Here is a 25,794-nt window from a genome sequence, read left to right as displayed (position 1 = left end):
AATTTAATTGAATTTTATAACCTAAATTACCGCTGAATTACCCCATTAATCTGAATATATAACTGACCGTCACTCAAAATAGCACCCTGAGTAATCAAATTAAAAATAGCAGCATTTCTTTCTTCTTCGTATTCTTTTTTCCCTAAGTGTATTTCCACATTATCTGTAAACATATTATCACTTAGCCACTGCAATCCTTCAACTGTCATCAAATCGATTTCCGGAACCAATGATTTCAGTACAATAGATTGAATTAGTGTTTCCTGGCTGTGGAATAAAAAGATATGATTCTTTGAAAAATGCTCTAAAAACTGCGTGTTATTCAGCACACCATCCCAAATTAAATCTGAAAAAATATCAAGTTCCTGCTCTGCAACCTGAGGTTTATCGGCTTTAATTTCGTCCCATTCCTTTTTATCAATAGATTGTGTTGCTAAAAAGTTAGCAAATTCTGCGTGTAACGATTCGAATTGTTCTTTTGTAAGTCTTTTGTATTTCACCCGAATATATTTATTGTTTTTAAATGGTCTCATGCAACTCGTGCACAAGCTCGTTTCATTTATGCTGAACTTATTTACTGCGTCAGTTCGCTACGCTCGTGTCATATAAGACACAAAATTAATTATAAAAGAATCTGAAGACGAGTTCAGATTAAAAAAAAAGCCCTCTCTTGCGAGAAGGCTTTTTTGAATATTGATTAGAAATTATGCTTGTTCAGCAACAATTTCGTAAGGTAAATCAATTACTACATCACGGTGTAAACGAATAGAAGCAGAATATTTACCAGTTCTTTTCACGATACCTGAAGTGATGAATTTTTTGTCAATAGATTGACCATTTTTTCCTAAAATTTCAGAGATATCAGCATTTGTAACAGAACCAAATAGTTTTTCACCACCTGCTTTTGCAACAATTTTGATTTCTAAAGCTTTTAAAGCTTCAGCTACAGCTTTTGCATCAGCAACTACTTTAGCTTCTTTGTGCGCTTTTTGTTTTAGGTTTTCAGCTAATACTTTCTTAGCAGAAGAAGTTGCCAAAGTAGCAAATCCTTGAGGAATTAAAAAGTTACGACCGTAACCTGGTTTAACAGATACTACATCGTCTTTAAATCCTAAATTTTGAACGTCTTGTTTTAAGATAATTTCCATTTGTTGTCCTTATATTTTAGAAGTTAGGTTCCTTTTAACGGGAAACCAACAAACTAGATTAGTTAATTATTTTAGTAAATCAGCCACATATGGCATTAAAGCTAAGTGACGAGCTCTTTTTACAGCTACAGACACTTTTCTTTGGTATTTCAAAGATGTACCAGTTAAACGACGAGGTAATATCTTACCTTGCTCATTTACGAATTTCAATAAGAAATCAGCATCTTTATAATCGATATATTTGATACCTGATTTTTTAAAACGACAGTATTTTTTCGTTTTATTAGTATCAATGTTTAAAGGCGTTAAATATCTAATATCTCCGTCTTTTTTTCCTGAAGCAGATTGTTGTAATGTTGACATAGTGATTACGCTTTAGTTGCTTTTAATTTTGTTCTTCTTCTTTCAGCCCAAGAGATAGCGTGTTTGTCTAAACTTACAGTTAAGAAACGCATAATACGCTCGTCACGTCTAAATTCAGTTTCAAAACCAGCTAATACTTCGCCTGCAACTGTAAATTCAAATAAATGGTAAAAACCACTTTTCTTGTTTTGAATTTCGTAAGCCATTTTTTTCAAGCCCCAATCCTCTTTGGATACCATTGTAGCACCTTTTGAAGTTAAATAATCTTCAAATTTGCTTACTGTTTCCTTTACCTGTTGTTCAGATAAAACGGGATTCAAGATGAAAACAGTTTCATAATGATTCATAATAATAAATTTTATTTGTTAAAAATATGGGTGCAAAAGTAATACTTTTATTTTAATACACAAACGCAAATACTAATTAATCGATGAAATTGAATATTTTGGCAAAAAAAATTTGGTACTTAAATAAAAAAAGTTATTTTTATCAAACCAATCTATTAAATTGACGCTTATGAAGTTGAACTGTATCGTTGTTGATGATAGCTCTATCCAAAGAATTTTGGTAACGAAATTAGTAGATGCTCATCCTAATTTATCTTTAGTCGGCGAGTTTTCGAACGCTGTTGAGACTAAGAATTGTTTAGCAACAAAGCAAGTTGATTTGTTATTTTTAGACATTGAAATGCCTGTAATTAACGGATTTAACTTACTTGACGGGCTAAAAGACAAACCCCAAATCATTTTCATCACTGCAAAAGCCGAGTATGCTGTAAAAGCTTTTGATTATGATGCTACTGATTACCTACAAAAACCCATTACAAAAGAACGTTTTAATGCAGCAATAAAGCGTGCTATGGATATGTACCAGCTCCGTAAAGACAATCTTGAGGAAGAAGGCGAACATATTTTCATCAAAAGTAACCTTAAAAAACTTAAAATTTATACTTCTAAAATAAAATGGATTGAAGCCTACGGTGACTACGTAAAAATTGTTACTGAAGACGACAGTCATTTGGTTTTATCAACCATGAAATCATTCGAGAAAGACCTATCGAAAGAGAAATTCATCCGTGTTCATAAATCATTCATTATCAATATAGATAAGATAGAGAAGTTCAACAGTAAGTTTGCCGAAATCGGTGTTACTAAAATTCCACTAAGCCGCAACAAGAAAGAAGATTTGGTAAAAGCGTTGGACTCTTAATAGAAATCTACATTTACAGCCACTTTAACGGCCCTGAATTGCGAAACAGCCTCAAAACTATTCAGTATTCTTTGGATAGTTTTTTTTATGCCCGTTAACGACTTCTCCTGCGGAATCTTAATCAGTATGATTCTGATGTATTCGTTTCTTATTCGGCCAACAGGAGGCTCCTCAGGCCCTAATACTGGGATATCGAACTGTTGCTGCAATACCTGATACAACCATAACGAACTCTCTTTAAGTTTTTCGAAGTCTTTGTGCTTTAATGTTAGTTTAATCAGCTTAAAATACGGCGGGTAAAAATAGATCTTACGTTCGTATAACTGTTCCTTAAACATGCCTAGATAATCATTATTCGTTACCTGCTGGATGGTATTATGATCCGGATTGTAGGTTTGAATAATTACCCTTCCCTTTTTGTCTGAACGTCCCGCACGCCCTGAAACCTGCGTCATCATTTGGTAACTGCGTTCGAAAGCACGGAAGTCAGGGAAATACAGCATGGAATCTGCATTGAGGATGCCCACTAAAGAAACATTGTCAAAATCTAAACCCTTAGCTAACATTTGCGTTCCGACCAGAATGTCTGTCTCTCTGTTTTTAAAGCTGTCAATTAATTTCTCGAAGGCGTATTTGCCTCTGGTGGTATCCTGGTCCATACGCGCTATTTTCTTCTCCGGAAACAATGTATTTAATTCCAGTTCAATCTGTTCTGTTCCAAAGCCTTTTGAAGTCAAATCGATACTGGAACACGCATGGCAGCTATTTGGTTTTGCCATACTGTACCCGCAATAATGGCAGCGCAACTGGTTTTTGTATTTATGATACGTCAGACTCACATCGCACTGAGGGCATTGTGGTACATGGCCGCACGTCATACACTCAATTATAGGAGAATAACCGCGGCGGTTTTGGAACAAAATGATTTGCTCGCCATTTGACAGTGCTTCGGTGATGGCTTCAATCAAGAATATACTGAAGTGGCCATTCATTCTTTTACGGAAGTAACTGTCTTTTAAGTCGACAAGTTGTATTTCAGGCAGCACGGCATTTCCATAACGCCGATGCAGTTCTACCAGACCATACTTCCCGTTCTGAGCATTAAAATAGGTTTCGATGCTTGGTGTAGCCGATCCCAATAAGACTTTCGCCTGATGGAAATTAGCCAAAACAATGGCAGCGTCACGCGCATGATATCGTGGAGCAGGGTCTGTTTGTTTGAATGTTGCCTCGTGCTCTTCGTCAATGACAATGAGGCTCAGGTCCTGAAAAGGCAGAAATAGTGCCGATCTCGCCCCGATTACGATTTGTGCTTTATCCGAACGGTTTAAGACCTGATTCCAGACCTCAACACGCTCATTATTATTATATTTAGAGTGAAAAACTGCTACTTTATTTCCGAAATACTGCGTTAACCGGGACACCAGCTGGGTCGTTAGCGCAATTTCAGGTAAGAGGTACAGGATTTGCTTTTCTTCCTTCAGAAAATCCTCTATAAGTTTGATATAGACCTCTGTTTTCCCTGAAGCCGTTACGCCATGCAACAGGCAGACCTCTTTTTGGGTAAAAACAGCTTCTATTTCGTCAAAGGCTTTTGTCTGAAACTCATTGAGCACCACTTTATCCTTTTCGGAATCAGCAAAAGAAACGCGGTCCTCCTGAACATAATATTCTTCAAAAACCTGTTTGTCGATTAATGCTTTTATCACTGCCGATGTAGTCCCTGAGAAATCCGTCAGTTTCTTGACCGAAACGGGCTTTCTTTCTGTAGCCTGCAATTGGAAGTAACTCAGCACCACTTCTTTCTGCTTTTGGGCATTCTTTAGAATCAGGAGCAATTCTTCCAGTTTGTCATTCGTATTAAACTCTGGAAACAATCGAATGTAGCGGACTAATTTCGGCTTGTACTCTTCCACCATTTCTTCCTGTAAGGAAACGGCCTTCTTAGCCAGCAATGACTGGACCACCTGAAGCACATTCTTTTTATTGAGAATGGCGATCACGTCCTGTATTTTAAGAGAACTCTGCTGTCTTAGTGCTTCCATAATCAGGTATTCGTCATCCGAAAGCGTGGCTTCTTCGATAAAGTACTCCCTTGTCGCCGAGATAACCGTTTCGCTCTCGAGCATTAAAGCCGATGGCAAAGCGCTTCTGAAAACCTCCCCGATGGTGCACATATAATAGGAGGCGATCCATTGCCAGTGTTTGAGCTGGGTTTCGGTTACGATAGGTTTTTCATCAATGATCTGATGGATTTCTTTAGCTTCGTATAACGCAGGCTGGTTGTGGTGCAATTGGGCTACCAATCCTGTGTAGAACTTGCTTTTACCAAAAGGAACAGCAATCCGCATACCGGGCTTCAGGTACTGAAACTCAGCTTCGGAAACCCTGTATGTAAAGGTTTGAGGTAAAGCAATAGGCAGAATAACTTCTACAAAGAATGGCATAGGAACCGTTATTTAACCCTTAACCAGGTTTGGGAACGGCCAATTAAAGAAAACCCCATGTAACCACGTACTTCGAGTTTGTCTTTACCATCCAATTTGATAATGCATTTGTAGAGGTTTCCGGATTCAGGATCCAGGATTTTACCTCCGTTGTATTCGTTGTCGTCTTTTTCTAAACTGGTAATGATAACCAGTCCCAAAATAGGCTTGTCTTTGTATTCCTTACCACATTTAACACATTTCCCGTTACGTTTCGCCGGATTCAGGATTTCTACGATCTTACCGCATATCTTTCCGTCTTTCTCATAGATTTCGATGATGGACTTCGGCTGACCTGTATTGTCATCAATAGTTTTCCATTTGCCAATGACCGTTTGTGCATTTAATTGGATGCATCCTAAAAAAAGGGCGAGTAAAATAAGTTTTTTCATAAGATTAAAGATGAGGGTTTTTAGTAGGATGATGTTTAAGTTTATAAATGGAAGCATCGAGTTCGAAGCCCAGCAGTAAGACCATACAGTTTATCCAAAGATAGAACATGACGATCAGCAGGGTTCCGATTGAACCGTATAATTCGTTGTATTTTGAGAATTTCACTACCCATATTCCGAAGAAGTAAGAAGAAACAATAATCAGAATAGTGGTAAACACCGTCCCGATAGTAATGAAAGCTCTCTTTTTTGTTTGTCTGATTCCGAAACGGAACAAAATGGCCGTTGACAGCAATATCATGATAACCAGAAAGATATACCTTCCGAATTCTATTAGTGAGATGCGATCCGAGATTCGGCTGGAAAGCACATCCTGTAGAATTGTTTTCTGTATAAAAACCTCAAAGATAATGATCGTTGCTACCGTAACCAGCAAATTGAACGTTAGCAGCAATGAAATAAAAAGCGCTACAAAATACTGTCTGAAATACGCTCTTTTTTCGATAATATGGTGCGAGGTTTCGAAACCGCTCATGACTGCATTGACCCCATTTGTCATTAAGAACACCGATAAAATAACCCCTGTGGACAGTAAACCGGAGTGACTGTTGTGCAGGATATCGTTGATAATGTTCGATATGGCGTCAAAGGTTGTGGGCGGTACATTCTGCTGTACAAATCCTAAGAAATCCTCCTGGAAGTTATCGATTGGAATGTATGGGATAAGGTTTAGGATAAACAGCGCAAAAGGGAACAAAGCCATGAAGAAGCTGAAGGCAATAGCCGCCGCTCTGTAAGCGATAGCCCCCCGAACGATTCCGTCTATGTAAAACTCGATTAAATCATACAAGGGCACGCCTGCCAGAAAGGGCAACTTGATGTTTTGCAGTACAACCACCAATTGCCTCACCAGAGGAATTTTCTTTAGTATGTCTTCTATTTCTTTACTCATTGGTATCAGGAAAAAGGCACAAACGAAAAGACAATAGACAACACTACCGGCTCCTGGCTTGTGCCTATTTGTTTTATATTGCTTTTAAACTCAAATCCATATTATGGACTGAGTGGGTTAATGCACCGGACGAGATGTAATTGACGCCACATTCGGCATACTCCCGAATCGTTTTTTCGTTGATGTTCCCAGAGGATTCGGTCAAACATTGTGTACCAATCATGGCAACGGCTTTGCGGGTATCTTCAAAATTGAAATTATCAATCAGGATACGATACACGCCTTCGGATTTCAGTATCTCTTCTATTTCAGCGAGGTTTCTGGCTTCGACTATAATCTTTAAATCGAGGTTGTTTTCCTTCAGGTATTGTTTTGTTTTGGCTATGGCCAAAGTAATCCCGCCTGCAAAATCAATATGATTGTCTTTGAGCATGACCATATCATAGAGTGCAAAACGGTGGTTCTCCCCTCCTCCTATCTTCACGGCCCATTTCTCGGCGGCACGAAAACCGGGTGTGGTCTTGCGGGTATCCAGCACTTTGGTATTCGTTCCTTTAAGCAGGTTGACGTATTGTCCGGTTTTGGTCGCAATGGCACTCATACGCTGCATGGAATTGAGCACCAGGCGCTCTGCTTTGAGTATGGATTGTGAGCTTCCGGTTACGTGGAATACTACGTCTCCGTACTTTACGGGTGTTCCGTCCTGAATGAAGGTCTCCACTTTTATCGCAGGATCTACTTCATTGAAAATCATAGCGGCAAATGCTACTCCGGCAATAATCCCTTCGTCTTTGACCAACAGCCTGGCCTTTCCCTGCTCTGTTGCCGGAATACAGGCCAGCGAACTGTAATCGCCCGGGCCGATGTCTTCCCTGATTCCGTTGTGTATAATAGAACGTAATTCCTCTTGAAATTGTGCTTCTGAAATCATGTTTTTAATTTATAACGCTAAAATAAGATATATTTTGGAATCGCGGCGCATTGTTAAAACGATAATGGGAGTATTTTAACAAATTTTATGAAGGGGCTATTTTAAGTTCCTGATTACAGGGAAGTAGTACCATTAGTACGCTTCTGCTCCAAAACGGAACGTAAAGGGAATAAAAAGGGTTTCATGGCTTTGATATGACTTTAGCATGACTTTGATATGGCTTTGTCCCGTCCTAAAATAACTATACAGGTTATTAAATAAATCCTGTTATAACTATACAAATATAATTTTTAATCCTAAACTTACTATACAATTGCTTTTTCATAATCCATAAATCCGGTTGGCTTCCTTGCGAGCTAAACCTCTCTCTACTTCTTTAACAATCTTTAAAATCAGTCGTTTGTCATAACGGCTCTGCTTGTGTTCACGCACAGCATAAACTTCTTGTTCTTTGTGTTCCATACACTCTTGAATTGTATAGCCATTTTTAGGATGAGACGATTTAGGATTGGGGGTGGTTTTTAGGTATATTTGTTTAAACTATACGCCATTATGAATGATTTGACGCCTTTTACTTTTACTAGCGGCAATTGCAATAGCCAAGCGGTAATTTTTATCCATTTTGAAAAAAATCTGGATCTCACTTCACAAATTAAACAACTCACCGGATCAAAATGGAGCTCAAAACACCGGTCTTGGTATGTTCCTGATGTTAGTGAATACCGCAAACATTTTGGATTAACTAATGAATTTACATTAGGGAATCACGTGTTATCAAAAATTCCAATTTTCAATCAATTTGAACTACAAAGAATAATAAATCAATTGAAACTTAAAGGTTATAGCCCTAATACATTAAAAAGCTATACTAATGAATTTGCGCAATTTTTATACTTTTTGAAGGATAGATTGGCAGTTACAAGTGGAGAAAATGAAGTTCGTGATTATTTGCTGTATTGTATCAACGATCTGAAACTGACAGAAAATACTATTCACAGTCGAATTAATGCAATAAAGTTTTATTATGAGCAGGTTTTGTTCCAAAGCAAAATATTTTTGGAAATTCCGCGACCAAAAAAACAAAGCAAATTACCTAAGGCATTGAATGTGTATGAAATAAAACGGTTACTTGATGTGACTGAAAATTTGAAGCACAATACGATGTTAAAACTCTGTTACGGAATGGGTTTGCGTTTGAGTGAAATTCTGAATTTAAAAATTTCTGACATTGACAGTCAGTCGATGCGTGTACATATTGAGTGCGGGAAAGGGAAAAAGGATCGGTTTGTGAATTTACCACAAAGTATTTTGGAACAGCTTCGCTCTTATTACTTAAAATACAAACCAAAAAAATATCTGTTTGAAGGTCAATACGGCGGACAATATAGTGGTCGCAGCATTCAACAGGTCTTTAAGAACTCGCTAGAAAAAGCCAGAATTATTAAAAAAGTAGGCATTCACAGTTTGAGGCACAGTTATGCGACTCATTTGCTGGAAAACGGAACAGACATTCGTTTTATTCAAGAATTGCTAGGACACAAGGATATTAAAACCACTTTGATTTACACACATGTTTCGGATAAATCCATACGAAAAATCATCAGTCCGTTAGACAATTTATAGATTATTGATTACATTTGAAAAATCAGTGACCGAGAAAAAATATATTTTTATATATCTTGAAAATTGCAATGCGTTTTTTTAAATATGTTTTCACAAACAACTGATTATAAGTGAATTAAAAACAAACAAATGCACACATGAGGTGCGTATATTTAAGAGTTAGTGGCAAGCTTACCAAAAATGTGTAAAAACATTACGAATGAATTTTAAAACTGATTTTATAGCATTACTAAAATACAAAAAAACCGAAGAAGGCGGACGGAAAAGTTACGCATTATCAGGATATAGACCTACTATAAAATTTTCATTTTCTGAAATGCAAACTTCAGGAATTCAAACTTTTATTGATAAAGAGAAAGTCTTCCCTGGTGATACTGTAAAAGCAGAAATAAAAATACTTTCCGAAGAATATTTTAAATATCAACTTTGCGAGAATTCAGAATTTGACTTTCGAGAAGGATCAAATATAATAGGAACTGGAAAAATAATTTCTATACTAAATCCTAAATTGAAATCAGAAAAAAAACACAATTATGGATTCAAGAATAATTTATGAAACAAATAAAACTTTTCATAACAAAATTGAATGGCTAATAACTTTACCTAAATCTGAAAGTGAATGGATTTATTTAAATAGTGAAAATTCAATACAAGAAATAATAGAAAGTTATTTTGAAAGTGAAATATTATTCGTTTCACTTACTCGAAATGAATCTTTTCAAACAGAAAAAACTAATATTGTCGGGAAAATCAAAGATTATATAAAAAACCAAGATTTTTCAATTTGGAATCAAGAATTTAGTAAAGTTTTAGAGTTTAATAAAATTGGAATATATAGAAAAGGAATAAAAGCCAGCCACTAACAGGCGTTTGGCAAGATTGCGAATTTTGTGGTAAATTCACGTTTACATTTCGCAAGAAATTTTATCTATAACAGAAAATAATCGGTTCCGAAGTTCGCAACCTCGCCAAGCGCCGGAACGTTGTAAGCAATTTTACCGCACGAAAACCTTAAAAAAGAACATTTGGAAATTTTACAAAACATAACAACCGCAGATTGGATAAACATTGTTATCGCGAGTATAACTCTACTAACCGCAATTATCGCTTTGCTTACGATTAACGAAATGCGTAAACAAAGAATTCATAGCTACTTTCCTGATATAAATATGGCAAACTTTTCTTTCTATGTTTATAAAGGAGATTTTGACGAAGAAAATAAATCAGTTTATCTTTATTCATATAAAAATAAAAAAAAAGGAAAATTCAAAAATTGGAGGATTCAATGAATTGAAAATTGGGATTAATAATATTGGCTTTGGAGTTGCAAAAAATGTTAGATGGAATTGGAATTTTGACATTGAGAACGCTAAAGAAATTATCTGTAATGATGAAAACGTTAAATGGAAAAAAAACGAAGATTTCATTATAATAGATTGTCTTCCCCAAAATGTAGAATGGGCATTTGACATTGAAGAAGATAATATTGGAGGAAGTTTCAATTTTATTTTACCTTATGGAAATGAAAACAGAGAAACAGAAATTGTTATACCTGACTATTTCATAAATTTATATTGGTTATATATGGTAAATCAAATTAGTGGAAAAGAACTAACAAAATCCATTCAAGATTTTTTTCCACTTTTAGAACTTAACGTAAAATATACTGATATACATTCTAATGAATTATCAAAAACCTTTTTAATAGAAATAAGATTTGATATGATTGCAAGTCCAAAAGAAGACACTAAAGAACTTGCCAAATTTAGGTTTGAAATATCTGAAAAACAATAAAAACTGCTTACAACAGCGGTTACAAGAAATGGCGAAAAATGTGCTAAATTCACGTTTATTTTCCGCAAGAAATTTTATCTTAGCAGAAAATACGCAGTTCCGAAGTTCGCCACTTCTTGTAGCCGCGAAACGTTAGCAGTAATTACCAAGAAACACCACGGAAAAAATGACTCGAAAATTGGACGTCTACGATTTAAATAATTCTGCATACTTATCGGAAGATATTGAAAACGTAATAGATCGTATTGGAAAGCTTTATGAAATCCGTTTCTTAAAAGATAAAATTGAGTTTACATCAAAAATAATGTTTCCCGAAAACGCTTCTTGGGTTTCCGACGAAACAACAAAAGTTTTCAATGAAGCAATTCCAGTTATTAAAAGTATAATAACAGACATATATTCAATCTTAGAAGGGATTTTTGTATTTAAAAATGGTGAATTTGACAAACCGAAAGAAGAAAAAAAATATAAATACCTTAAAGAGTTACGAGAATTTAATAACAAATTGAAACATCACAATACAAAAAAAGTAGTTTTTAATTTAACTTCCATTATCAATATTAATCAAAAAACTCTTGATTGTATTATACAGTATAAATATGATACTGACGCGAAAATAAAAATATTATCATTAGTTCAATTTTTTCAACTTTTCTTTGTGATAATGGAAGCTGAAAAAATTATTGAACTCGAAAGGAAGTAACTACTGCTAACAGGCGTTTGGCAAGATTGCGAATTTTGTAGTAAATTCACGTTTATTTCTCGCAAGAAATTTTATCTTTAATAGAAAATAATCGGTTCCGTAGCTCGCAACCTCGCCAAGCGCCGGAACGTTAGGTGCAAGCGTAAAAGACACAACCCAAGAAACTTAAAGTAACTTTTGTAACAATTAAAAGAACAATTAAGCAGAAATTTACAATAAAAAATAATGACAGATAACATAAAACTCGGACTTAAAGAAAATTGGAAGCAGTTCACGATTTTGGTAATCGTAAATGCATTTGTAGGTGGAATGATAGGAATGGAAAGGACTATTTTTCCTCAGTTTGCCGAATTAGAATTTGGAGTTGCTTCCAAGACAGCTATTCTTTCTTTCATAACAGCGTTTGGAGTTACCAAAGCTATTGCAAACTATTTTACAGGTCGACTTGCCAACAAATTCGGACGGAAAAATTTACTTTTATTTGGTTGGCTCATAGCTATTCCAATTCCGTTTATGCTCATTTATGCTCCAAGTTGGAGTTGGGTAATTTTTGCTAATGTGCTTTTAGGTGTTAGTCAAGGACTTACTTGGAGTAGCACCGTAGTAATGAAAATTGATCTTGTTGGAGAAAAAGACCGGGGTTTTGCAATGGGTTTAAATGAATTTGCAGGATATTTTGCAGTTGGGATTGTTGCATTTTTGACAGGTTATATTGCCAACACTTATGGTATAACGCCTTATCCATTTTACATTGGAATTTTCATTTCTATTGTGGGCTTTATTTTAACTGCACTTTGGGTAAAAGATACCAGAGTTTTTGTTCATAAAGAAACTGCCACCGACAATACCTCACAACTTGACAATGTGTTTTTAGAAACCACTTTTAAAAACAAAACATTAAGTTCGGTGACACAGGCAGGGCTTGTAAACAATCTAAATGATGGAATGATTTGGGGCTTACTTCCAATAGTTCTTTTGACACTAAACTTTGACAATGCAAATATTGGAATTATCACAGCGATTTATCCAACTGTTTGGGGTGTAGGACAACTCTTTACAGGAAAAATGTCCGACCATTATTCAAAAAAAGCAATGCTTTTTTGGGGTATGCTATTACAAGGTTTAGCAATATTGCTCATTCCATTTAGCAACGACTTTTATGTTTTAGCTTCTATTTCTGCAATTTTAGGTTTAGGAACAGCATTAGTTTATCCGACATTTTTATCAACTATTGCACAAGCGACAAGTCCAAAACAACGAGCAGAAAGTATTGGCACATTCAGACTTTGGCGAGATTTAGGCTATGCCTTTGGGGCTGTTATTTCAGGAGTCACAGCAGACTTATTCGGAATTCAATATGCCATTTTTCTTATTGGCGGACTAACAATTATTTCTTCAATTATAATCCAAATTCGTATGCCAGAACAAATAAAAATCATCAAAGAATGTATTGAAGTAGATGAAGTAAAACAAGCACTTCAAATCAACAAAAAAATTCAAATCATTGACGTAAGAAGCAAAGAAGAATATGAACTAGCCCATATTCCAAATGCTTTAAATATTTCACTTCAAGACTTAAAACAAAAAATATCACAACTTGACAAAAATGTTCAATTTGTAACAGCTTGTGGTAAAGGTGGCGGACGTTCGGCAGACGGAGCAAAACTTTTAAAAGAGTTTGGACTGAATGCAATTTGGCTTTGTGGTGGAACAAATAAATGGCTAAACATAAACGGATGACAAGAACGCCAGCACCTAACAGCCGTTTTGCGAGATTGCGAATTATGTGGTAAATTCAAGTTTATCTTTCGCAAGAACTTTAATAATAACAGAAAATAATCGGTTACGAAGCTCGCAACCTCGCAAAGCGGCGGAACGTTGGCAGTAATTTTCGAGAATCGGTCCTAGCAATAAACTAACAATTATAAATTATGTTTGGAATTGTAAATAAAATAAATGAACATTCTCTATATCTTCTTAATGACATGGTTGAAAACCAAGTCAGAGCTGCAGAAAAAGAGTTAGCAAATTGTCCCGCCGAAAATACAGAAAGAATTGACTTTTTAATGACACAGATAGGTTATTATAAATCCGAACTGCAAAAATTCAAAGATAATGTTGAAAATCAACGTAAAGAAAAGTTTCAGTTTTCTATTGAAGAACTATATGCAATGTATGGCCAATACGAAAGAAAATATATTTCTGTCGAATTTCACAAGTTTAGTGAATCAGCGACTAAATTTGGGAGAAACATTGCTGGCGTAATAGTCTATTCAAAAGCAGAAAGAGAAGTTTTGGAAAATTTAATAAACTCTGATGTTGTTCCAAGAACTAATGATTATGTGAAGTTTGATTTTTCTAAAAGCGAAACCATCTCAGATGAATTAAGACACGAACTACTAAACACAGGATTTAAAAGCGGGGATATTTATGAAATATTAGCTTCCGATTATCCAATGCAAAAAGCATTTAATCAACCTGGCCAAAAGGAAATTCCAAATACGATAGAAGTGAAAATTGACCCTAGTGGTTTTGATATTAATAGGTCAACACGATGGCTTTTAGGTCAGAAAATAAAAAGTGGGTATAAATTAACCGATATTGAATGGGCAAAATTTTGTGGCCTTTCAATCTATTTAGAACCTGAATCAATAGAAGTTAATATTATTAAAGAAAATGCATTTGATGAAAATGGAAATAAAAAGTATTTAGTTAGATTTTATGAACTCGAAGCAAAATTATATTCCAAAGATATAACTGGAGAAGAAATCATGGAATTCAACGAGTTCTTGAAAACGAGAAAATCTATACGGATTGAATCGATTGTTCGCGAAATTAAACGTTCAACAAATAAAACTATTGAAAAATTTAAAAGCGAATATCCCGAGATTTACGAAGAAATCGAGATTTCAAGAATTCAATTCGATGATGAAACTCTTGTTTATCACAATGTTATAATTCCAATTTTTTGGGATTATGAAAGCTATCTACACATTTATCTTAGGCATTGCGATGAGTTAGGAATTGAAGGTCATTTTGAAAATAAAACTAAATTTCAATATACCCAAAAAGATATTAGACGAATTTTGGTAATCGCAATTGAAAAATTATTACCACAGATTAACGAAAAATTAAAAGCTAACAAGGAGTTTAGAATTTATGGAGATAAATCTTTATACTTTAATGGTAATCACTATTCATTACATATTTTAGCGAATGGAAAGGTTGCTGCTTTTCATCCATTAGAAAATCCAACAAAATAAAACTACTGCCAACAGCGGTTTTAAGAAATTGGGGGTTTAGTGTTTAATGGGACGGTCTTTTTGTATATTTGACTTCAGTCCTAATGGAATGGTTTGGGAATAAAAATCCCCAACTTCTTAAAGCCACGGGACGTTAGCCGTAATGTTAAAAAATCGTACTCAATGGAAATTATCGAAAAACTTGAACCTTATTTTATTTACATTATTTTCGGCTTAATTAGCTTACTGATTTTATTTTTGAAATCATTTGTCCAAGAAAAAGCTAAATGGAAAGCGTTGAAATCTGAAAACAAAAAGTTAGTTGACGAAACTGAAAAGATTAAATCTCAATATAGCCGAGAACTCGAAAACTTAAAAAAAGAACACCAACTTGACCTATCGAAAAGAAAATATCAGTACGAAAGTAAAAAGGAAACGTATTTCAAATTTTTCCAACTAATCGATCAGTTTGCGCTAGATAATAATGTAAAAAACCAAGAGAACTTAATGCCTATTTTAGATGAGTTCAATAGAAATTATTTAAATGCAGCAAGTCAAAATAACAAAAAAAATGAAACGAATGCTGTCACAGTAATGTCAAAAAAAATCCAAAAACTTACTTTTGATGCAGCACAGGATTTAATGAAAATCAAACAAGAAACAAATACTATAAGATTAATAGCAAGTAACGAAATATTACAAAAACTGAATTTGCTTAATTTAGCTTATGATAAATCAATGGAAGTTTCTAATAAAATGATGAGTTCATTACCAGCTTTAATGTTGACAAATGATCAAGACAAAATTAAAAAAGAACAACAAGAAGTCGAAGTTTCTGCTTTAGTTATAAATCAAATTAAAGATGAAATCATTGAATTAATGAGGTCTGAACTAAATGAAATATAAAAAACACTACGGCTAACAGCCGTTTGGCAAGATTGCGAATTTTGTAGTGAATTCACGTTTACATTTCGTAAGAAATTTTATCTTTAACAGAAAACAATTGGTTCCGAAGTTCGCAACCGCGCCAAGCGTCGGGACGTTAGCGGTCATTGTAAGACGACACTGCAAACATTGAACAACTGAAATTTAAAATGTATAAATATGGACTTTGAAAACTATTTAGACAAATTTAAAAAATCTGCTGACAGACTTGACAAAAGTCGTCTAGACAAAAAAGAACTTGAAATTTCTGTTGGAATCGTATTAGATTCCGTGTATTTGAAATTATACAAACGAGAATGGACAAATGATTTAAATAATCCATTAAGTTCAGAAACCAGAATATTTTTTTCGGTTTGGGTAAATGAAAAGACATTAGAGGAGAACAAAGTTTTTTACAATATTCACGCATTGAAACTTAGAAAACTTAAAGGCTATTCTATTTTAAGTACAAAATTTGCAGAGAGTTTTAGGAAAAAGTTTAAAAAGTATCAAGAGAATTGGGACAACGTAAGTGTAAAATTTGGACCATTGACGTTAATGGAAGGTTGGGCATACTTTGAAGAGGAAAATATTGAAAAAATTGTACTACGATTCGCTGAAAATTTTGTAGAAATTGAAAACTTAATTGGCCAGACATTAAAAGAATATGAAAATTAAGTTTGGAATAAAAACAACTTGTTGCGGAAAAACAACGAACCGCTAACAGGCGTTTGGCAAAAAAGCGGGTTCAGTATTTAAATGAAGTTTTGTGCTTCGAGTCAAGTTCAGTGCTGGCAGACAGTTTAGTACTTCGAAATCCGCTTCTTCGCCAAGCGCCAAAACGTTAAGCAACAGTTTTTACTCGAAATGTTTAAATCTATCTTGGCACATTCCAGACGCTCTACTATGCATTATAAAAGGCTTACCACAATTTTTACAAACCGATTGCTTAACACCAGTTTGTTGCAATTGCAAGGCTTGGTTTGTTTCAGTGATTTTCTTTTCTAACCAAATAGCATATTCATTAAGAACAGTATTGTTAAAATAAGAATATCCGTTTTCTTTTATAAATTCTTCTCTAATATTCATAATTTTTGTTATTTTAAGTGTTTAATATTTGCAACTGCAACAAGCTGGAGAACGTTATGGGCAACTTTAAGAAAACGACACAAATGAGAAATAGAATATTAATTTTAACTTTCGCTATTTTACTTTTTGCTTGTAATTCACGGACAGACAAGAAATCGACAACAGTCAATTCTGCAGACAGCTCAACAGTATCTTTAACCAATAAGAAATCAGAAAGATTTTTTCCAGAGACAAAAGGAACTGAAAAATTTGACACGTTAATTGTAGACAGACAAATACAAATAAGAATTATAAAAACTGACCTTGACAGCTACGTGACAAACGAATATGATGAGGAAGGTTTTAAGCAAATTGACAAGTATAGAGACGCGGAAATTGCATTGACAATCAAACAACATTCGCAAACACTTTTGGACACAGTTTTCAGAAAGGAACAGTTTTTGAAATATGGCGACAAAGGATTTATGGACATCGCAATTTTTCACAATTATTGGTTTAACAAATTGGACAAAGACAGATTAGAACTCTTCGGAGTAATTAGTAAACCTGAAACAGATTGGACAATTGATTTTTACCATTATTTCGACTTGACAACAAGAAAGCTGACCTTCAAACAAGAAATAAATGACGAAGAATAGAAAAGCAGCCCATAACAGGCGTTTGGCGAGATTGCGAATTATGTAGTAAATTCACGTTTACATTTCGCAAGAAATTTTATCTTTAACAGAAAATAAAAAGTTTCGAACTTCGCAACCATCGCCAAGCGTCGGGACGTTATAGCCAATGCTAACAGACAACACAACGACATCAAAATATATGAGAAAAACAGCGACATTCATTTTGACAATTTTGCTCTATTCGTTTTCATACGGACAGACTGCAACAGAACTATACAATAGCAAGAACTACCAAGAACTTGTTAAACTTGAAAATAAAGCAGACAAATTAACGCCTGACGAATTGTATATGGTCGGTTTCGCATTTTTCCAACTTGAAAACGACAACAAAGCAATTGAGTTTTACGACAAGGCAATGAAAAAAGGGCTTGACAACGGTTCTGTCCATTTTTACAAAGGACTTTCTCTTTGTTATAAAAAACAATATGACGAAGCTTTGAAAGAAATAGACATTTCATTAAAAAAAGAATCAACTAACCAAGAATTCATGAATCAGAAGGGACAGATTTATAGGTATCAAGGACAAGAAGATAAAGCATTAGAGTTTTTTGTTGAAGCCACAAAATTGCCTAACACTTACGGTGAGCCGTTCTTTTGGGTAGCATATATTTATCACGGTAAAAAAGATTTTAAAAAAGCGTTGACTCTATATTACATAGCATTGGACAGTGTTCCTCAAAAAAATAGTTATTACCAAACGACACTTGAAAGTATCGGTCAACTTGAATATACCTATACGAAAGACTATTTAAAATCTGCTAAAGCATATTCACAGGCAATTCAATTGGACAAAGACAATTATGAACTTTATTACAAACTAATGAAATCCTATAATGCAGCAAAGGAATATGTTAAAGCTGACAGCATATTTGGATTAGTTAAAATTGCTTTTGAAAAGGGGAAATTACCGAAAGAAGATATGGAGATAAAAACCATTGCCATCGCCCAATTTGAATGGAATGGCCAAACAGCGACAATAAGAAAATCACTCATAGACCCAAAGGAAAGTTTAGATATTTCGTATAAGGTTTTTTTGCTTGACAAAGAAGGCGACAAAGTAGAAAGACGATTTGTAGTTGAAAAAACAATACAACTTGAAAAGGACGGTGCAAAACATTTATTATGTGAGCAAGACAAAAAAACAGGCGATCATATCACTTACCCTTATGGTTGGTCAATTGATAATATACCGCTTGACGACTTAGAAAAAGCTGTTAAATTAGTGCTTGACGGAAAAATGAAATATAGTGCGAAATCCAATTTTGGAAAAAAATGACAAGAAGCACTGGCTATAACAGCACTTACCCAAAAGGCGGGGTTATGTGTTCCAAAGACAGTTTTGTGGTTAATGGAAGTTTAGTTTTTCAAATCAAGTTTTGTGGTAAAAGTCCCGCCCTTCGGGTAGCCGCCAAACGTTAGCGGCTATTTCTAGCGACTATCTAATAAATTAAGAAATTAATGAAGCTCAAAAAGTATTTTATAATTGTTTTAATATCAATCATTAGTATAATCGTAAATTATTCTACCTGTTTTATGTTTATGACAAACTCTGAAAGTTTAATTTTTTTATGGCTTATTATTTATACTCTAATTTATCCAATTTCAATATCATACTACATTTATAAAAATGCAAAAACTGATAGTCAAATCAGTTTTATATATGATAGCTTAATAGTTTTAATTTGTTACTTAATAACTTTTATGATTCCGAACTTTGAATACTTTAATTTCGACACATTGTCTTTGAATGGTGATGGTGCAAGTAAAGCTATTTTAAAAGCGATAATATATTTTGGTCTTACAGTAAACATTGTTTCTTTAATTATATTTTATTTCAAATTATTAAGTAACAATAAACCATTGAAAAGTGATGGAAACAGCCGCTAACAGCGGTTTTAAGAAATTGGGGTTTTAGTGTTTAATGGAACGGTCTTTTTGTATATTTGGCTTCAGTCCTAATGGAATGGTTTGGGAATAAAAATCCCCAACTTCTTAAAGCCACTGGACGTTAGCGGTAATTTAACCTCACAACATGAATAAAAAAGAGCATAAATATCTTTCGTTTAGTGACAAACCTCGTGTTAACGCAAATACTGATGCTGCATCAATGATTGTGAATTTTTTATTTGGTAATCAACAATCCTTAAATAAGTGGAGAAAAGACAAAAAAGGTTATAATATAAATTGGACAGATCAAAATCAAAAAAGACAAATAAGTGAATCAATCAATTATATAATTATTTCAAATTTCATTAGAGAAAATGGCTATTTCGACACTAAAAATTTCAACCTCCCTAAAATAGAATGTTTTTGGTTAGATTTTTCTCTAGATATTAAAATTAATTGGCACACGCATGATGAAACTGCTCCGACAGGATTAGCAATCCATGATGGTGTCGGTCAACAACAGTATGGGGAAAAATATCCAATTTCGCCAAAATTAAATCGTGAAGGTCACTCATTTACCACAATGCAACCACAATTATTGCATAGAATAGTAACACTAAGAAACAAACTAATTGAAAACTCACATTTGGCATTAGAAGACGATTGGTTTTTTGATTTAAGAAGTTTAATAAATGAAACTGTCTCAATTGTTGAAATAACTTTAAATCAAATTTATAACAAAGCCGAATATAATCCTTTACCAAATTGGAAATTTGACAAAACTAAACTTGGCGAAAAACATGGTCGCCGCTTTGAAGACAAACTAAGTTGGATATTCAAAATTTCTGGTAATCATTTAGGTGCAGAAAATTATATAGAAGCAGTAAATAATTTGAGAGAATTAAGGAATCATATGATGCATTTTGACCCACCTTCACTTGTAATTACAATTGAAGAAGCATCAATATGGCTAAATCAAGTAATCGATGTTGGATATTTATTAATAAGAATGAGAAAAGCAATTGGAGCAGAAGTTTCACTTCAACTGATAAACTTTATATTACAAAAAGAAGTAATGTTTATTCCTGAAGTGCATTTTTCAAAAAGATTGCCATTGGGAAATCCCGATTTTGATTACGCATCATCTACATGGAAAAAATAAACTACCGCTAACAGGCGTTTGGCAAGATTGCGAATTTTGTAGTAAATTCACGTTTACATTTCGCAAGAAATTTTATCTTTAACAGAAAATAATCGGTTCCGAAGTTCGCAACCTCACCAAGCGCCGGAACGTTGTGCGACATAATCGAAAAAACCGAAAATGAAAAACATAAAATTCCTAATCCTTCTTTATTTAGTTTTCGTAAATATAAATTCAAACGCACAAACTATCACGGATTTATCAATAAAAATATGTGATTCAATAAAAACTCATAAGTATGTTGAATCTGACACAATTGAATTGAAGCAAGCAGAAATATATTCAAAATTATTAAGTGAATATCTTCTCAAAAAAGAACCAAAAGCAAAAAGTTTTAAAAATGATTATAATTCTTTAAACTATAAATTGACAAGAGAATTAAACAAAACTTGTGAAACGTATAAATTCAAAAATTCAGTCCTTTTACCTTTTTCAAATCTTGTAGAAATTGATTCATTGTTTTCAAATGAGCAGAGTGAAAATATAAACAAAATAGCTAAAGAGATTAGAAATAAAAACCAAATACAAATCGTAATATTATCAATTGACGAATTATATCCAAGTGAAAATATCGATGAATTCTCATTCAATAAACTAATAGATTGGAAAGTTGGAGGCGTTTATGAAAAAAGTGGTGTAATTATAGTTTTTAGTAAAAAATTAAGATTGGCGAGAATTTCAACAACATATATTTCAAAAAAATACTTGACTGACGAAAGCTGTGATAAAATTATGCACGAAATAATGATTCCAAATTTTAAAAATGAAAATTATTATGACGGAATATATAAATCATTGGTCTATATAAAGAATATAACCAAATAAAATTACGATCGCACAACAGGGGTTTCGCGCAAGTTGGGTTTCAGGCTAAAATTAAAGTTGGTTTCGTGTTTGTGAACTTAGCTTTAAATTGATACTTTTGGTTTAATCGTTCCCCAACCTTCGCGAAGCCCCGGGACGTTGTACGACATTTTATGCCAAACGAAATCGATAGAAAATTCAAAATATTGTCAATTGTTTCCTTAAGCTTCTTTTTAGTAGTTGGCTTAATCAATTACTTTATTCCAAAACTTGAGTTTAATAAACCTGAATATAATAGGGCTTTTGGGATATTTTTTAATTTGTATTGCTTTTATATTTTCGTCGTATTGTTAAAATTATTTTTAAAGATTAAAACCAAAGTTTTAAAAATAATAGCAATAACTTTAAACTTATTATTGTTATTGATAGCTTTATTGAACTTCCCTCTTTATTTAATGAAAATAGATCCGCAAATTCAATATTATGATGTCGAAGTAAAATACTTTAACAAGAGAAATAAATTGGAAAGTATTACTAGTCAATACCGTATAAATTGGAAAAATAACAAAAAAATATATCAAGAAAATAGAGTTTACGATATTGGCCCTTTCAGATATTTTATAGAATATGACATTGATTCTTCCAAATTAAATAATGATTGGGAAAAAGTAAAATAAAAACGTCGTACAACAGCGGTTTTAAGAAATTGGGGTTTGGGTGTGTATCGGGAAGAGTTAGTGTTTGCACTTCTCTCCTATTATTCAACTTTTTCCATTCCAACTTTTCGGTATATTTGTAAACATCAGTGATAAATCCGCCACCACTGCTTAAAGCCGGCGGGACGTTGGTGGTAATTGTAGAGCGCCTGAAAATGACAACAGACATCATAAAATACGACTTTAAACCTGGGCTTTTACAAGAATGTGAAATTGTAGATTTAGCTAAACTATATGCTGAAAGTAGTGACATTATTACAATTACGCACCGAGCAAAATTTTATCATATTATTTGGTTTCAAAATGGAAATCATTTGCACTTAGTTGATTTTAATCCTATAACTATAACCCCAAATACTTTATTGTTTATAAACAAAGATACCGTTCAAAGGTTTGATAGCAATTCTAATTTTCAAGGAAAAGCTATTTTGTTTACAGACCAGTTTTTTTGCAAAACAGAATCTGACATAAAATATTTAAAAGAAAGTATTTTATTCAACAATTTATTTACTGTTACACAAATAGAAATACAAAATCAATTAAAAATATTTACTGATTTGTTTCAACAAATAGCAGACGAATTGCATAATGAAAAAGACAATTTACAATCTGATATTTTACAAAATTTGCTTCAAAATTTAATGCTTCATTCCGAAAGAGAAAGAAAAAAACAAAATTTTTATGAAATTAAAAAAAGTACAGATCTTGATTATGTCTTATTATTTAAGGACATTTTGGAAACAAATTACACAAATCAAAAACAAGTAAATTTCTACGCCAAACAAATTATCATCACAGAAAAACGCCTAAATCAAGCCACATCAAAGGTTTTAGGTAAAACACCAAAACAAATTATAGACGACAGAATTATACTTGAGTCAAAACGAATTTTGGCTCATACTAATATTAGTATAAAAGAAGTTGGATATAATTTAGGGTTTGATGAACCTACCAATTTTATAAAATACTTCAAAAAACATTCTAATCTAACGCCAATAGAATTTAGAGAAAAAATCACTTCGGCGTAAAAGTATCATTCAAAGGCCTATTTCTACCCTTCACATTTTCTGCTTTTTGTGCAACTTTGCATTGTAATTAAAATATAGCAAAATGAACAAAATATTATTGCGTGCAACGATAATTTTAGGACTTGCATTGTCACCCGCTAATGCTCAAAACAAATCAGTAAAAAAATTAAAAAATAATCTAAAAATGGAACAAAAACATATTCAAATTGTTGGGAATAAATTTAAGGCAGATTTTGGTGAATTTGCTTTTGACCTTCACTTTGAAAGTGAAACCCAATTAACGTGGAGAGCTTTTAACAATTCTGCATTGGGAGCAATTGAAACTGTGAAAATACAAAAAACAGAAATCAGACCAAATGTATATATGGTAACTTGGAAAGAAAAATCGGGCACAACTGTAACTCATTTAGAAGATTTTGAAAAACAAACCGTTTATACAAACATTACAACACCTGACCACAATTTTATCAATTTAAAAGGAAAATTAACACCTATAAACAATACAAATATGGACAACAAGTTGAAAGTAGTAGAATTGCTAAAATCAATCGAAACAGGAGCTTCAGAACCAGTTGCTTACATCAACCCAAACAAATATATTCAGCATAACTTAGCTGTTGGCGAAGGACTTGCCGGTTTTGGCGCTGTATTGCAAGCATTACCAAAAGGTTCTGCAAAAGCGAGCACAGTTCGTGCTTTTCAAGATGGTGATTTTGTATTTGCTCATACAGAATATAATTTCTTTGGTCCAAAAATTGGCTTTGATATTTTCAGATTTGAAGAGGGTAAAATTGTAGAACATTGGGATAATTTGCAAGAAATAGCAAAACCAAATCCAAGTGGACATACAATGATTGATGGGACAGCCAAAATAGAAGATCTTGGCAAAACCGAAGCAAATAAAAAATTAGTAAGCAGCTTTGTGAACGACATTTTGGTAAATGGAAAAATGGAAAAATTGCAAGGATATTATGATGGAGATAATTACATACAGCACAATCCACAAATCGGTGATGGCCTTTCAGGATTGGGAAAAGCATTAGGAGAATGGGCAAAACAAGGAATTACGATGAAATATGATACGGTTCATAAAGTATTGGGCGAAGGTAATTTTGTTTTAGTTGCTAGTGAAGGTCAACTTGGCGGGAAACACTGTTCTTTTTATGATTTATTCAGAGTAGAAAACGGTAAAATTGCAGAACATTGGGATACAATTGAGGAAATTCCAGCAAAAGAAAGTTGGAAAAACAACAACGGAAAATTCTAATAAATAACGTCTTTATTTCTAAAAGCCATTTACATATTTTTGTAAATGGCTTTTACATATAGAAAAAACAACTACCACCAACAGTGGTTTGCAGAAATTGCGAGAAATCTGGTAAATTCATGTTTTACTTTCGCAAGAAATTTTATCTTTAACGGAAAATAAACCGTTCCGAAGTTCGCAACTTCTGCAAGCCACGGGACGTTAGCGGTAATTATCCCTCAGAATCACGAATCTAATTTTATGACACGAAAATTAATAATATTTATATCAATTTTAATTTATGGCTGTAATGGTACTGACATAAACGACAAAGACAAAAGAAATGAAAATTGGATATATTGGATAGATGCAAAAACTGGAAACGCTTCATGGGTACAAATAAGCGGAGATGAAAATACCTTAAAAGATGGAAGATATATCCGATTTTATACAGATGGAGCAATTTATCAAAAAGGAAAATTAAAAAATGGTAAAGATATTGACACGATTTATTTCTATGACCTTAAAGAAAAACTAATACAATATTTATTAGTTAAACCAGATACTTTACTTCATTATTATATAAAAAACGGTCCTTACACCTCATACTCACAAAACGGTAAAATTTTTGAAAAAGGAAATATAGAAAATCATCAGATTGGTAACGAATGGACGAAATATTTTGACAATGGTAAAATTGACTGGACTAAAAAACTTATAAATGGAACTGGTTGGAACTATTGGTATTATAAAAACGGGCAAATCTCATGTATTAATTATCATGTTAAAGGGAAAACAAATGGAGAAGTAAAGACTTGGTTTGAAAATGGTCAAATTAAAGAAATCTCTAACTGGAATAATGGAATACAAAACGGCTTATACGAATCCTATTATGAAAATGGGAAACCTGAAGAAAGAACAAATTGGGTTAGTGACAAAGCAGAGGGTAAAAGTGAAAGCTGGTATGACAACGATAATAGAAAAAATATCAAATTCTTTAAAGCTGATCTTATTGATGGAAATTATAAACAATGGTATTCTAATGGTAAAATGCAAATAAATGCAAATTATTCTTTGGGGCAAAAAAACGGGAAAGTAACTTTATACTACGAAAATGGAAATCTACGAACAGAACAATTTTATAAAAATGACCAACGAAACGGAATTTGTAATTGGTATGATGAAAATGGTAGGTTAATAAAAAAAGAAAATTACGTTAATGGTCAACTTATAGCTGAGTAAAAAATAACTCCCCCGATCGCGCATTCTATGATAAAAAACAAGTAAAATTATAAGATTAACAGGCAAACTTATACGTGTTTATAAACGGAGTTTGTCTGTTAACTACACTAAAAACCCGACTTATAATTTTACATTTT

The 25,794-nt window shown here is 33.3% G+C and carries 28 protein-coding genes; 18 read left to right on the top strand and 10 right to left on the bottom strand.

Features of this window, described 5'->3' with window-relative positions:
* Positions 1-26: 26 nt before the first annotated feature.
* From ACRDEC_RS12690 to rpsF, 4 genes are all read right to left on the bottom strand, one after another.
* On the bottom strand, positions 27-500 hold the full coding sequence (locus tag ACRDEC_RS12690; RefSeq protein WP_431498764.1) for a DUF6495 family protein: 474 nt from the start codon (positions 498-500) through the stop codon (positions 27-29).
* A 204-nt stretch (positions 501-704) separates the two neighbouring features.
* Complete coding sequence (gene rplI / locus ACRDEC_RS12685) at positions 705-1,148, bottom strand: 50S ribosomal protein L9 (RefSeq protein ID WP_431498727.1); 444 nt, start codon at positions 1,146-1,148, stop codon at positions 705-707.
* Positions 1,149-1,214: 66 nt separating this feature from the next.
* Positions 1,215-1,511 (bottom strand): 30S ribosomal protein S18, encoded by a 297-nt coding sequence (gene rpsR, locus ACRDEC_RS12680; protein ID WP_135526352.1) that lies wholly within the window; start codon positions 1,509-1,511, stop codon positions 1,215-1,217.
* A gap of 5 nt (positions 1,512-1,516) precedes the next feature.
* A complete protein-coding gene (gene rpsF, locus ACRDEC_RS12675; RefSeq protein WP_431498726.1) occupies positions 1,517-1,858 on the bottom strand; it encodes a 30S ribosomal protein S6 in 342 nt (113 codons plus the stop codon).
* Between the two features lie 169 nt (positions 1,859-2,027).
* On the opposite strand from rpsF, the gene ACRDEC_RS12670 reads away from it, so the two are divergent.
* Positions 2,028-2,720, top strand: coding sequence for a LytR/AlgR family response regulator transcription factor (locus ACRDEC_RS12670; RefSeq protein WP_431498725.1), 693 nt, complete (start codon positions 2,028-2,030; stop codon positions 2,718-2,720).
* Here ACRDEC_RS12670 and priA read toward each other — a convergent pair.
* From priA to ACRDEC_RS12645, 5 genes are all read right to left on the bottom strand, one after another.
* Positions 2,717-5,167, bottom strand: coding sequence for a replication restart helicase PriA (gene priA / locus ACRDEC_RS12665; RefSeq protein ID WP_431498724.1), 2,451 nt, complete (start codon positions 5,165-5,167; stop codon positions 2,717-2,719). The genes ACRDEC_RS12670 and priA overlap by 4 nt on opposite strands.
* An 8-nt stretch (positions 5,168-5,175) precedes the next feature.
* Positions 5,176-5,598, bottom strand: coding sequence for a DUF2147 domain-containing protein (locus tag ACRDEC_RS12660; protein ID WP_431498723.1), 423 nt, complete (start codon positions 5,596-5,598; stop codon positions 5,176-5,178).
* Positions 5,599-5,602: 4 nt separating this feature from the next.
* Complete coding sequence (locus tag ACRDEC_RS12655; protein WP_431498722.1) at positions 5,603-6,550, bottom strand: YihY/virulence factor BrkB family protein; 948 nt, start codon at positions 6,548-6,550, stop codon at positions 5,603-5,605.
* A gap of 73 nt (positions 6,551-6,623) precedes the next feature.
* Positions 6,624-7,481 carry a carboxylating nicotinate-nucleotide diphosphorylase gene (gene nadC / locus ACRDEC_RS12650; protein ID WP_431498721.1) on the bottom strand — a complete coding sequence of 286 codons (858 nt, stop codon included), beginning with the start codon at positions 7,479-7,481 and terminating at the stop codon, positions 6,624-6,626.
* Between the two features lie 321 nt (positions 7,482-7,802).
* Positions 7,803-7,943, bottom strand: a complete 141-nt coding sequence (locus ACRDEC_RS12645; RefSeq protein WP_431498720.1) for a hypothetical protein — start codon at positions 7,941-7,943, stop codon at positions 7,803-7,805.
* A 90-nt stretch (positions 7,944-8,033) separates the two neighbouring features.
* On the opposite strand from ACRDEC_RS12645, the gene ACRDEC_RS12640 reads away from it, so the two are divergent.
* The 9 genes from ACRDEC_RS12640 to ACRDEC_RS12600 all read left to right on the top strand — a co-directional run bounded on the left by ACRDEC_RS12640 (position 8,034) and on the right by ACRDEC_RS12600 (position 16,445).
* Positions 8,034-9,104 carry a tyrosine-type recombinase/integrase gene (locus ACRDEC_RS12640; RefSeq protein ID WP_431498719.1) on the top strand — a complete coding sequence of 357 codons (1,071 nt, stop codon included), beginning with the start codon at positions 8,034-8,036 and terminating at the stop codon, positions 9,102-9,104.
* 199 nt (positions 9,105-9,303) lie between these two features.
* On the top strand, positions 9,304-9,660 hold the full coding sequence (locus ACRDEC_RS12635) for a hypothetical protein (RefSeq protein WP_431498718.1): 357 nt from the start codon (positions 9,304-9,306) through the stop codon (positions 9,658-9,660).
* The gene (locus ACRDEC_RS12630) at positions 9,638-9,967 is read left to right on the top strand and encodes a hypothetical protein (protein ID WP_431498717.1); all 330 of its coding nucleotides are present in this window, start codon (positions 9,638-9,640) and stop codon (positions 9,965-9,967) included. The genes ACRDEC_RS12635 and ACRDEC_RS12630 overlap by 23 nt, the downstream gene beginning before the upstream one ends.
* Positions 9,968-10,292: 325 nt before the next feature.
* A complete protein-coding gene (locus ACRDEC_RS12625; protein WP_431498716.1) occupies positions 10,293-10,898 on the top strand; it encodes a hypothetical protein in 606 nt (201 codons plus the stop codon).
* Positions 10,899-11,076: 178 nt separating this feature from the next.
* The gene (locus ACRDEC_RS12620; protein ID WP_431498715.1) at positions 11,077-11,601 is read left to right on the top strand and encodes a hypothetical protein; all 525 of its coding nucleotides are present in this window, start codon (positions 11,077-11,079) and stop codon (positions 11,599-11,601) included.
* A gap of 225 nt (positions 11,602-11,826) precedes the next feature.
* On the top strand, positions 11,827-13,341 hold the full coding sequence (locus tag ACRDEC_RS12615; protein ID WP_431498714.1) for an MFS transporter: 1,515 nt from the start codon (positions 11,827-11,829) through the stop codon (positions 13,339-13,341).
* Between the two features lie 191 nt (positions 13,342-13,532).
* The gene (locus ACRDEC_RS12610; protein ID WP_431498713.1) at positions 13,533-14,864 is read left to right on the top strand and encodes a hypothetical protein; all 1,332 of its coding nucleotides are present in this window, start codon (positions 13,533-13,535) and stop codon (positions 14,862-14,864) included.
* 162 nt (positions 14,865-15,026) lie between these two features.
* Entirely contained in the window at positions 15,027-15,749 is a 723-nt protein-coding gene (locus tag ACRDEC_RS12605) for a hypothetical protein (protein WP_431498712.1), read from the top strand.
* A gap of 198 nt (positions 15,750-15,947) precedes the next feature.
* A complete protein-coding gene (locus ACRDEC_RS12600; protein ID WP_431498711.1) occupies positions 15,948-16,445 on the top strand; it encodes a hypothetical protein in 498 nt (165 codons plus the stop codon).
* Between the two features lie 180 nt (positions 16,446-16,625).
* On the opposite strand, the gene ACRDEC_RS12595 is transcribed toward ACRDEC_RS12600, so the two are convergent.
* On the bottom strand, positions 16,626-16,856 hold the full coding sequence (locus ACRDEC_RS12595) for a hypothetical protein (RefSeq protein ID WP_431498710.1): 231 nt from the start codon (positions 16,854-16,856) through the stop codon (positions 16,626-16,628).
* An 83-nt stretch (positions 16,857-16,939) separates the two neighbouring features.
* Here ACRDEC_RS12595 and ACRDEC_RS12590 point away from each other — a divergent pair, with 83 nt between their 5' ends.
* The 8 genes from ACRDEC_RS12590 (at position 16,940) to ACRDEC_RS12555 (ending at position 25,657) form a co-directional block, all read left to right on the top strand.
* Positions 16,940-17,494: a DUF4738 domain-containing protein gene (locus tag ACRDEC_RS12590; RefSeq protein WP_431498709.1), complete on the top strand. Its 555-nt coding sequence runs from the start codon at positions 16,940-16,942 to the stop codon at positions 17,492-17,494.
* A 178-nt stretch (positions 17,495-17,672) separates the two neighbouring features.
* Entirely contained in the window at positions 17,673-18,809 is a 1,137-nt protein-coding gene (locus ACRDEC_RS12585; protein ID WP_431498708.1) for a tetratricopeptide repeat protein, read from the top strand.
* 756 nt (positions 18,810-19,565) lie between these two features.
* Positions 19,566-20,582 (top strand): hypothetical protein, encoded by a 1,017-nt coding sequence (locus ACRDEC_RS12580; protein WP_431498707.1) that lies wholly within the window; start codon positions 19,566-19,568, stop codon positions 20,580-20,582.
* A gap of 159 nt (positions 20,583-20,741) precedes the next feature.
* A complete protein-coding gene (locus ACRDEC_RS12575; RefSeq protein WP_431498706.1) occupies positions 20,742-21,446 on the top strand; it encodes a TPM domain-containing protein in 705 nt (234 codons plus the stop codon).
* Between the two features lie 152 nt (positions 21,447-21,598).
* A complete protein-coding gene (locus ACRDEC_RS12570) occupies positions 21,599-22,102 on the top strand; it encodes a hypothetical protein (RefSeq protein WP_431498705.1) in 504 nt (167 codons plus the stop codon).
* A gap of 194 nt (positions 22,103-22,296) precedes the next feature.
* A complete protein-coding gene (locus ACRDEC_RS12565; protein ID WP_431498704.1) occupies positions 22,297-23,169 on the top strand; it encodes an AraC family transcriptional regulator in 873 nt (290 codons plus the stop codon).
* 82 nt (positions 23,170-23,251) lie between these two features.
* A complete protein-coding gene (locus tag ACRDEC_RS12560) occupies positions 23,252-24,436 on the top strand; it encodes a nuclear transport factor 2 family protein (protein ID WP_431498703.1) in 1,185 nt (394 codons plus the stop codon).
* 240 nt (positions 24,437-24,676) lie between these two features.
* Positions 24,677-25,657, top strand: coding sequence for a toxin-antitoxin system YwqK family antitoxin (locus ACRDEC_RS12555; protein ID WP_431498702.1), 981 nt, complete (start codon positions 24,677-24,679; stop codon positions 25,655-25,657).
* The last annotated feature ends 137 nt before the right edge of the window (positions 25,658-25,794 follow it).

It is taken from the genome of Flavobacterium sp. (assembly GCF_050696275.1).
In the GTDB taxonomy this organism is placed as follows: Bacteria; Bacteroidota; Bacteroidia; order Flavobacteriales; family Flavobacteriaceae; genus Flavobacterium.
Note: the sequence above shows the minus strand (reverse complement) of the source record. Positions and strands in the feature narration are given on the sequence as shown.

What these genes read in the sequence shown, in the direction of transcription:
- rplI (WP_431498727.1), bottom strand. Translation starts at nt 1,148, where the DNA reads ATGGAAATTATCTTAAAACAAGACGTTCAAAATTTAGGATTTAAAGAC.
- rpsR (WP_135526352.1), bottom strand. Translation starts at nt 1,511, where the DNA reads ATGTCAACATTACAACAATCTGCTTCAGGAAAAAAAGACGGAGATATT.
- rpsF (WP_431498726.1), bottom strand. Translation starts at nt 1,858, where the DNA reads ATGAATCATTATGAAACTGTTTTCATCTTGAATCCCGTTTTATCTGAA.
- ACRDEC_RS12670 (WP_431498725.1), top strand. Translation starts at nt 2,028, where the DNA reads ATGAAGTTGAACTGTATCGTTGTTGATGATAGCTCTATCCAAAGAATT.
- priA (WP_431498724.1), bottom strand. Translation starts at nt 5,167, where the DNA reads ATGCCATTCTTTGTAGAAGTTATTCTGCCTATTGCTTTACCTCAAACC.
- ACRDEC_RS12660 (WP_431498723.1), bottom strand. Translation starts at nt 5,598, where the DNA reads ATGAAAAAACTTATTTTACTCGCCCTTTTTTTAGGATGCATCCAATTA.
- ACRDEC_RS12655 (WP_431498722.1), bottom strand. Translation starts at nt 6,550, where the DNA reads ATGAGTAAAGAAATAGAAGACATACTAAAGAAAATTCCTCTGGTGAGG.
- nadC (WP_431498721.1), bottom strand. Translation starts at nt 7,481, where the DNA reads ATGATTTCAGAAGCACAATTTCAAGAGGAATTACGTTCTATTATACAC.
- ACRDEC_RS12645 (WP_431498720.1), bottom strand. Translation starts at nt 7,943, where the DNA reads ATGGAACACAAAGAACAAGAAGTTTATGCTGTGCGTGAACACAAGCAG.
- ACRDEC_RS12640 (WP_431498719.1), top strand. Translation starts at nt 8,034, where the DNA reads ATGAATGATTTGACGCCTTTTACTTTTACTAGCGGCAATTGCAATAGC.
- ACRDEC_RS12635 (WP_431498718.1), top strand. Translation starts at nt 9,304, where the DNA reads ATGAATTTTAAAACTGATTTTATAGCATTACTAAAATACAAAAAAACC.
- ACRDEC_RS12630 (WP_431498717.1), top strand. Translation starts at nt 9,638, where the DNA reads ATGGATTCAAGAATAATTTATGAAACAAATAAAACTTTTCATAACAAA.
- ACRDEC_RS12625 (WP_431498716.1), top strand. Translation starts at nt 10,293, where the DNA reads ATGTTTATAAAGGAGATTTTGACGAAGAAAATAAATCAGTTTATCTTT.
- ACRDEC_RS12615 (WP_431498714.1), top strand. Translation starts at nt 11,827, where the DNA reads ATGACAGATAACATAAAACTCGGACTTAAAGAAAATTGGAAGCAGTTC.
- ACRDEC_RS12610 (WP_431498713.1), top strand. Translation starts at nt 13,533, where the DNA reads ATGTTTGGAATTGTAAATAAAATAAATGAACATTCTCTATATCTTCTT.
- ACRDEC_RS12605 (WP_431498712.1), top strand. Translation starts at nt 15,027, where the DNA reads ATGGAAATTATCGAAAAACTTGAACCTTATTTTATTTACATTATTTTC.
- ACRDEC_RS12600 (WP_431498711.1), top strand. Translation starts at nt 15,948, where the DNA reads ATGGACTTTGAAAACTATTTAGACAAATTTAAAAAATCTGCTGACAGA.
- ACRDEC_RS12595 (WP_431498710.1), bottom strand. Translation starts at nt 16,856, where the DNA reads ATGAATATTAGAGAAGAATTTATAAAAGAAAACGGATATTCTTATTTT.
- ACRDEC_RS12590 (WP_431498709.1), top strand. Translation starts at nt 16,940, where the DNA reads ATGAGAAATAGAATATTAATTTTAACTTTCGCTATTTTACTTTTTGCT.
- ACRDEC_RS12585 (WP_431498708.1), top strand. Translation starts at nt 17,673, where the DNA reads ATGAGAAAAACAGCGACATTCATTTTGACAATTTTGCTCTATTCGTTT.
- ACRDEC_RS12580 (WP_431498707.1), top strand. Translation starts at nt 19,566, where the DNA reads ATGAATAAAAAAGAGCATAAATATCTTTCGTTTAGTGACAAACCTCGT.
- ACRDEC_RS12575 (WP_431498706.1), top strand. Translation starts at nt 20,742, where the DNA reads ATGAAAAACATAAAATTCCTAATCCTTCTTTATTTAGTTTTCGTAAAT.
- ACRDEC_RS12570 (WP_431498705.1), top strand. Translation starts at nt 21,599, where the DNA reads ATGCCAAACGAAATCGATAGAAAATTCAAAATATTGTCAATTGTTTCC.
- ACRDEC_RS12565 (WP_431498704.1), top strand. Translation starts at nt 22,297, where the DNA reads ATGACAACAGACATCATAAAATACGACTTTAAACCTGGGCTTTTACAA.
- ACRDEC_RS12560 (WP_431498703.1), top strand. Translation starts at nt 23,252, where the DNA reads ATGAACAAAATATTATTGCGTGCAACGATAATTTTAGGACTTGCATTG.
- ACRDEC_RS12555 (WP_431498702.1), top strand. Translation starts at nt 24,677, where the DNA reads ATGACACGAAAATTAATAATATTTATATCAATTTTAATTTATGGCTGT.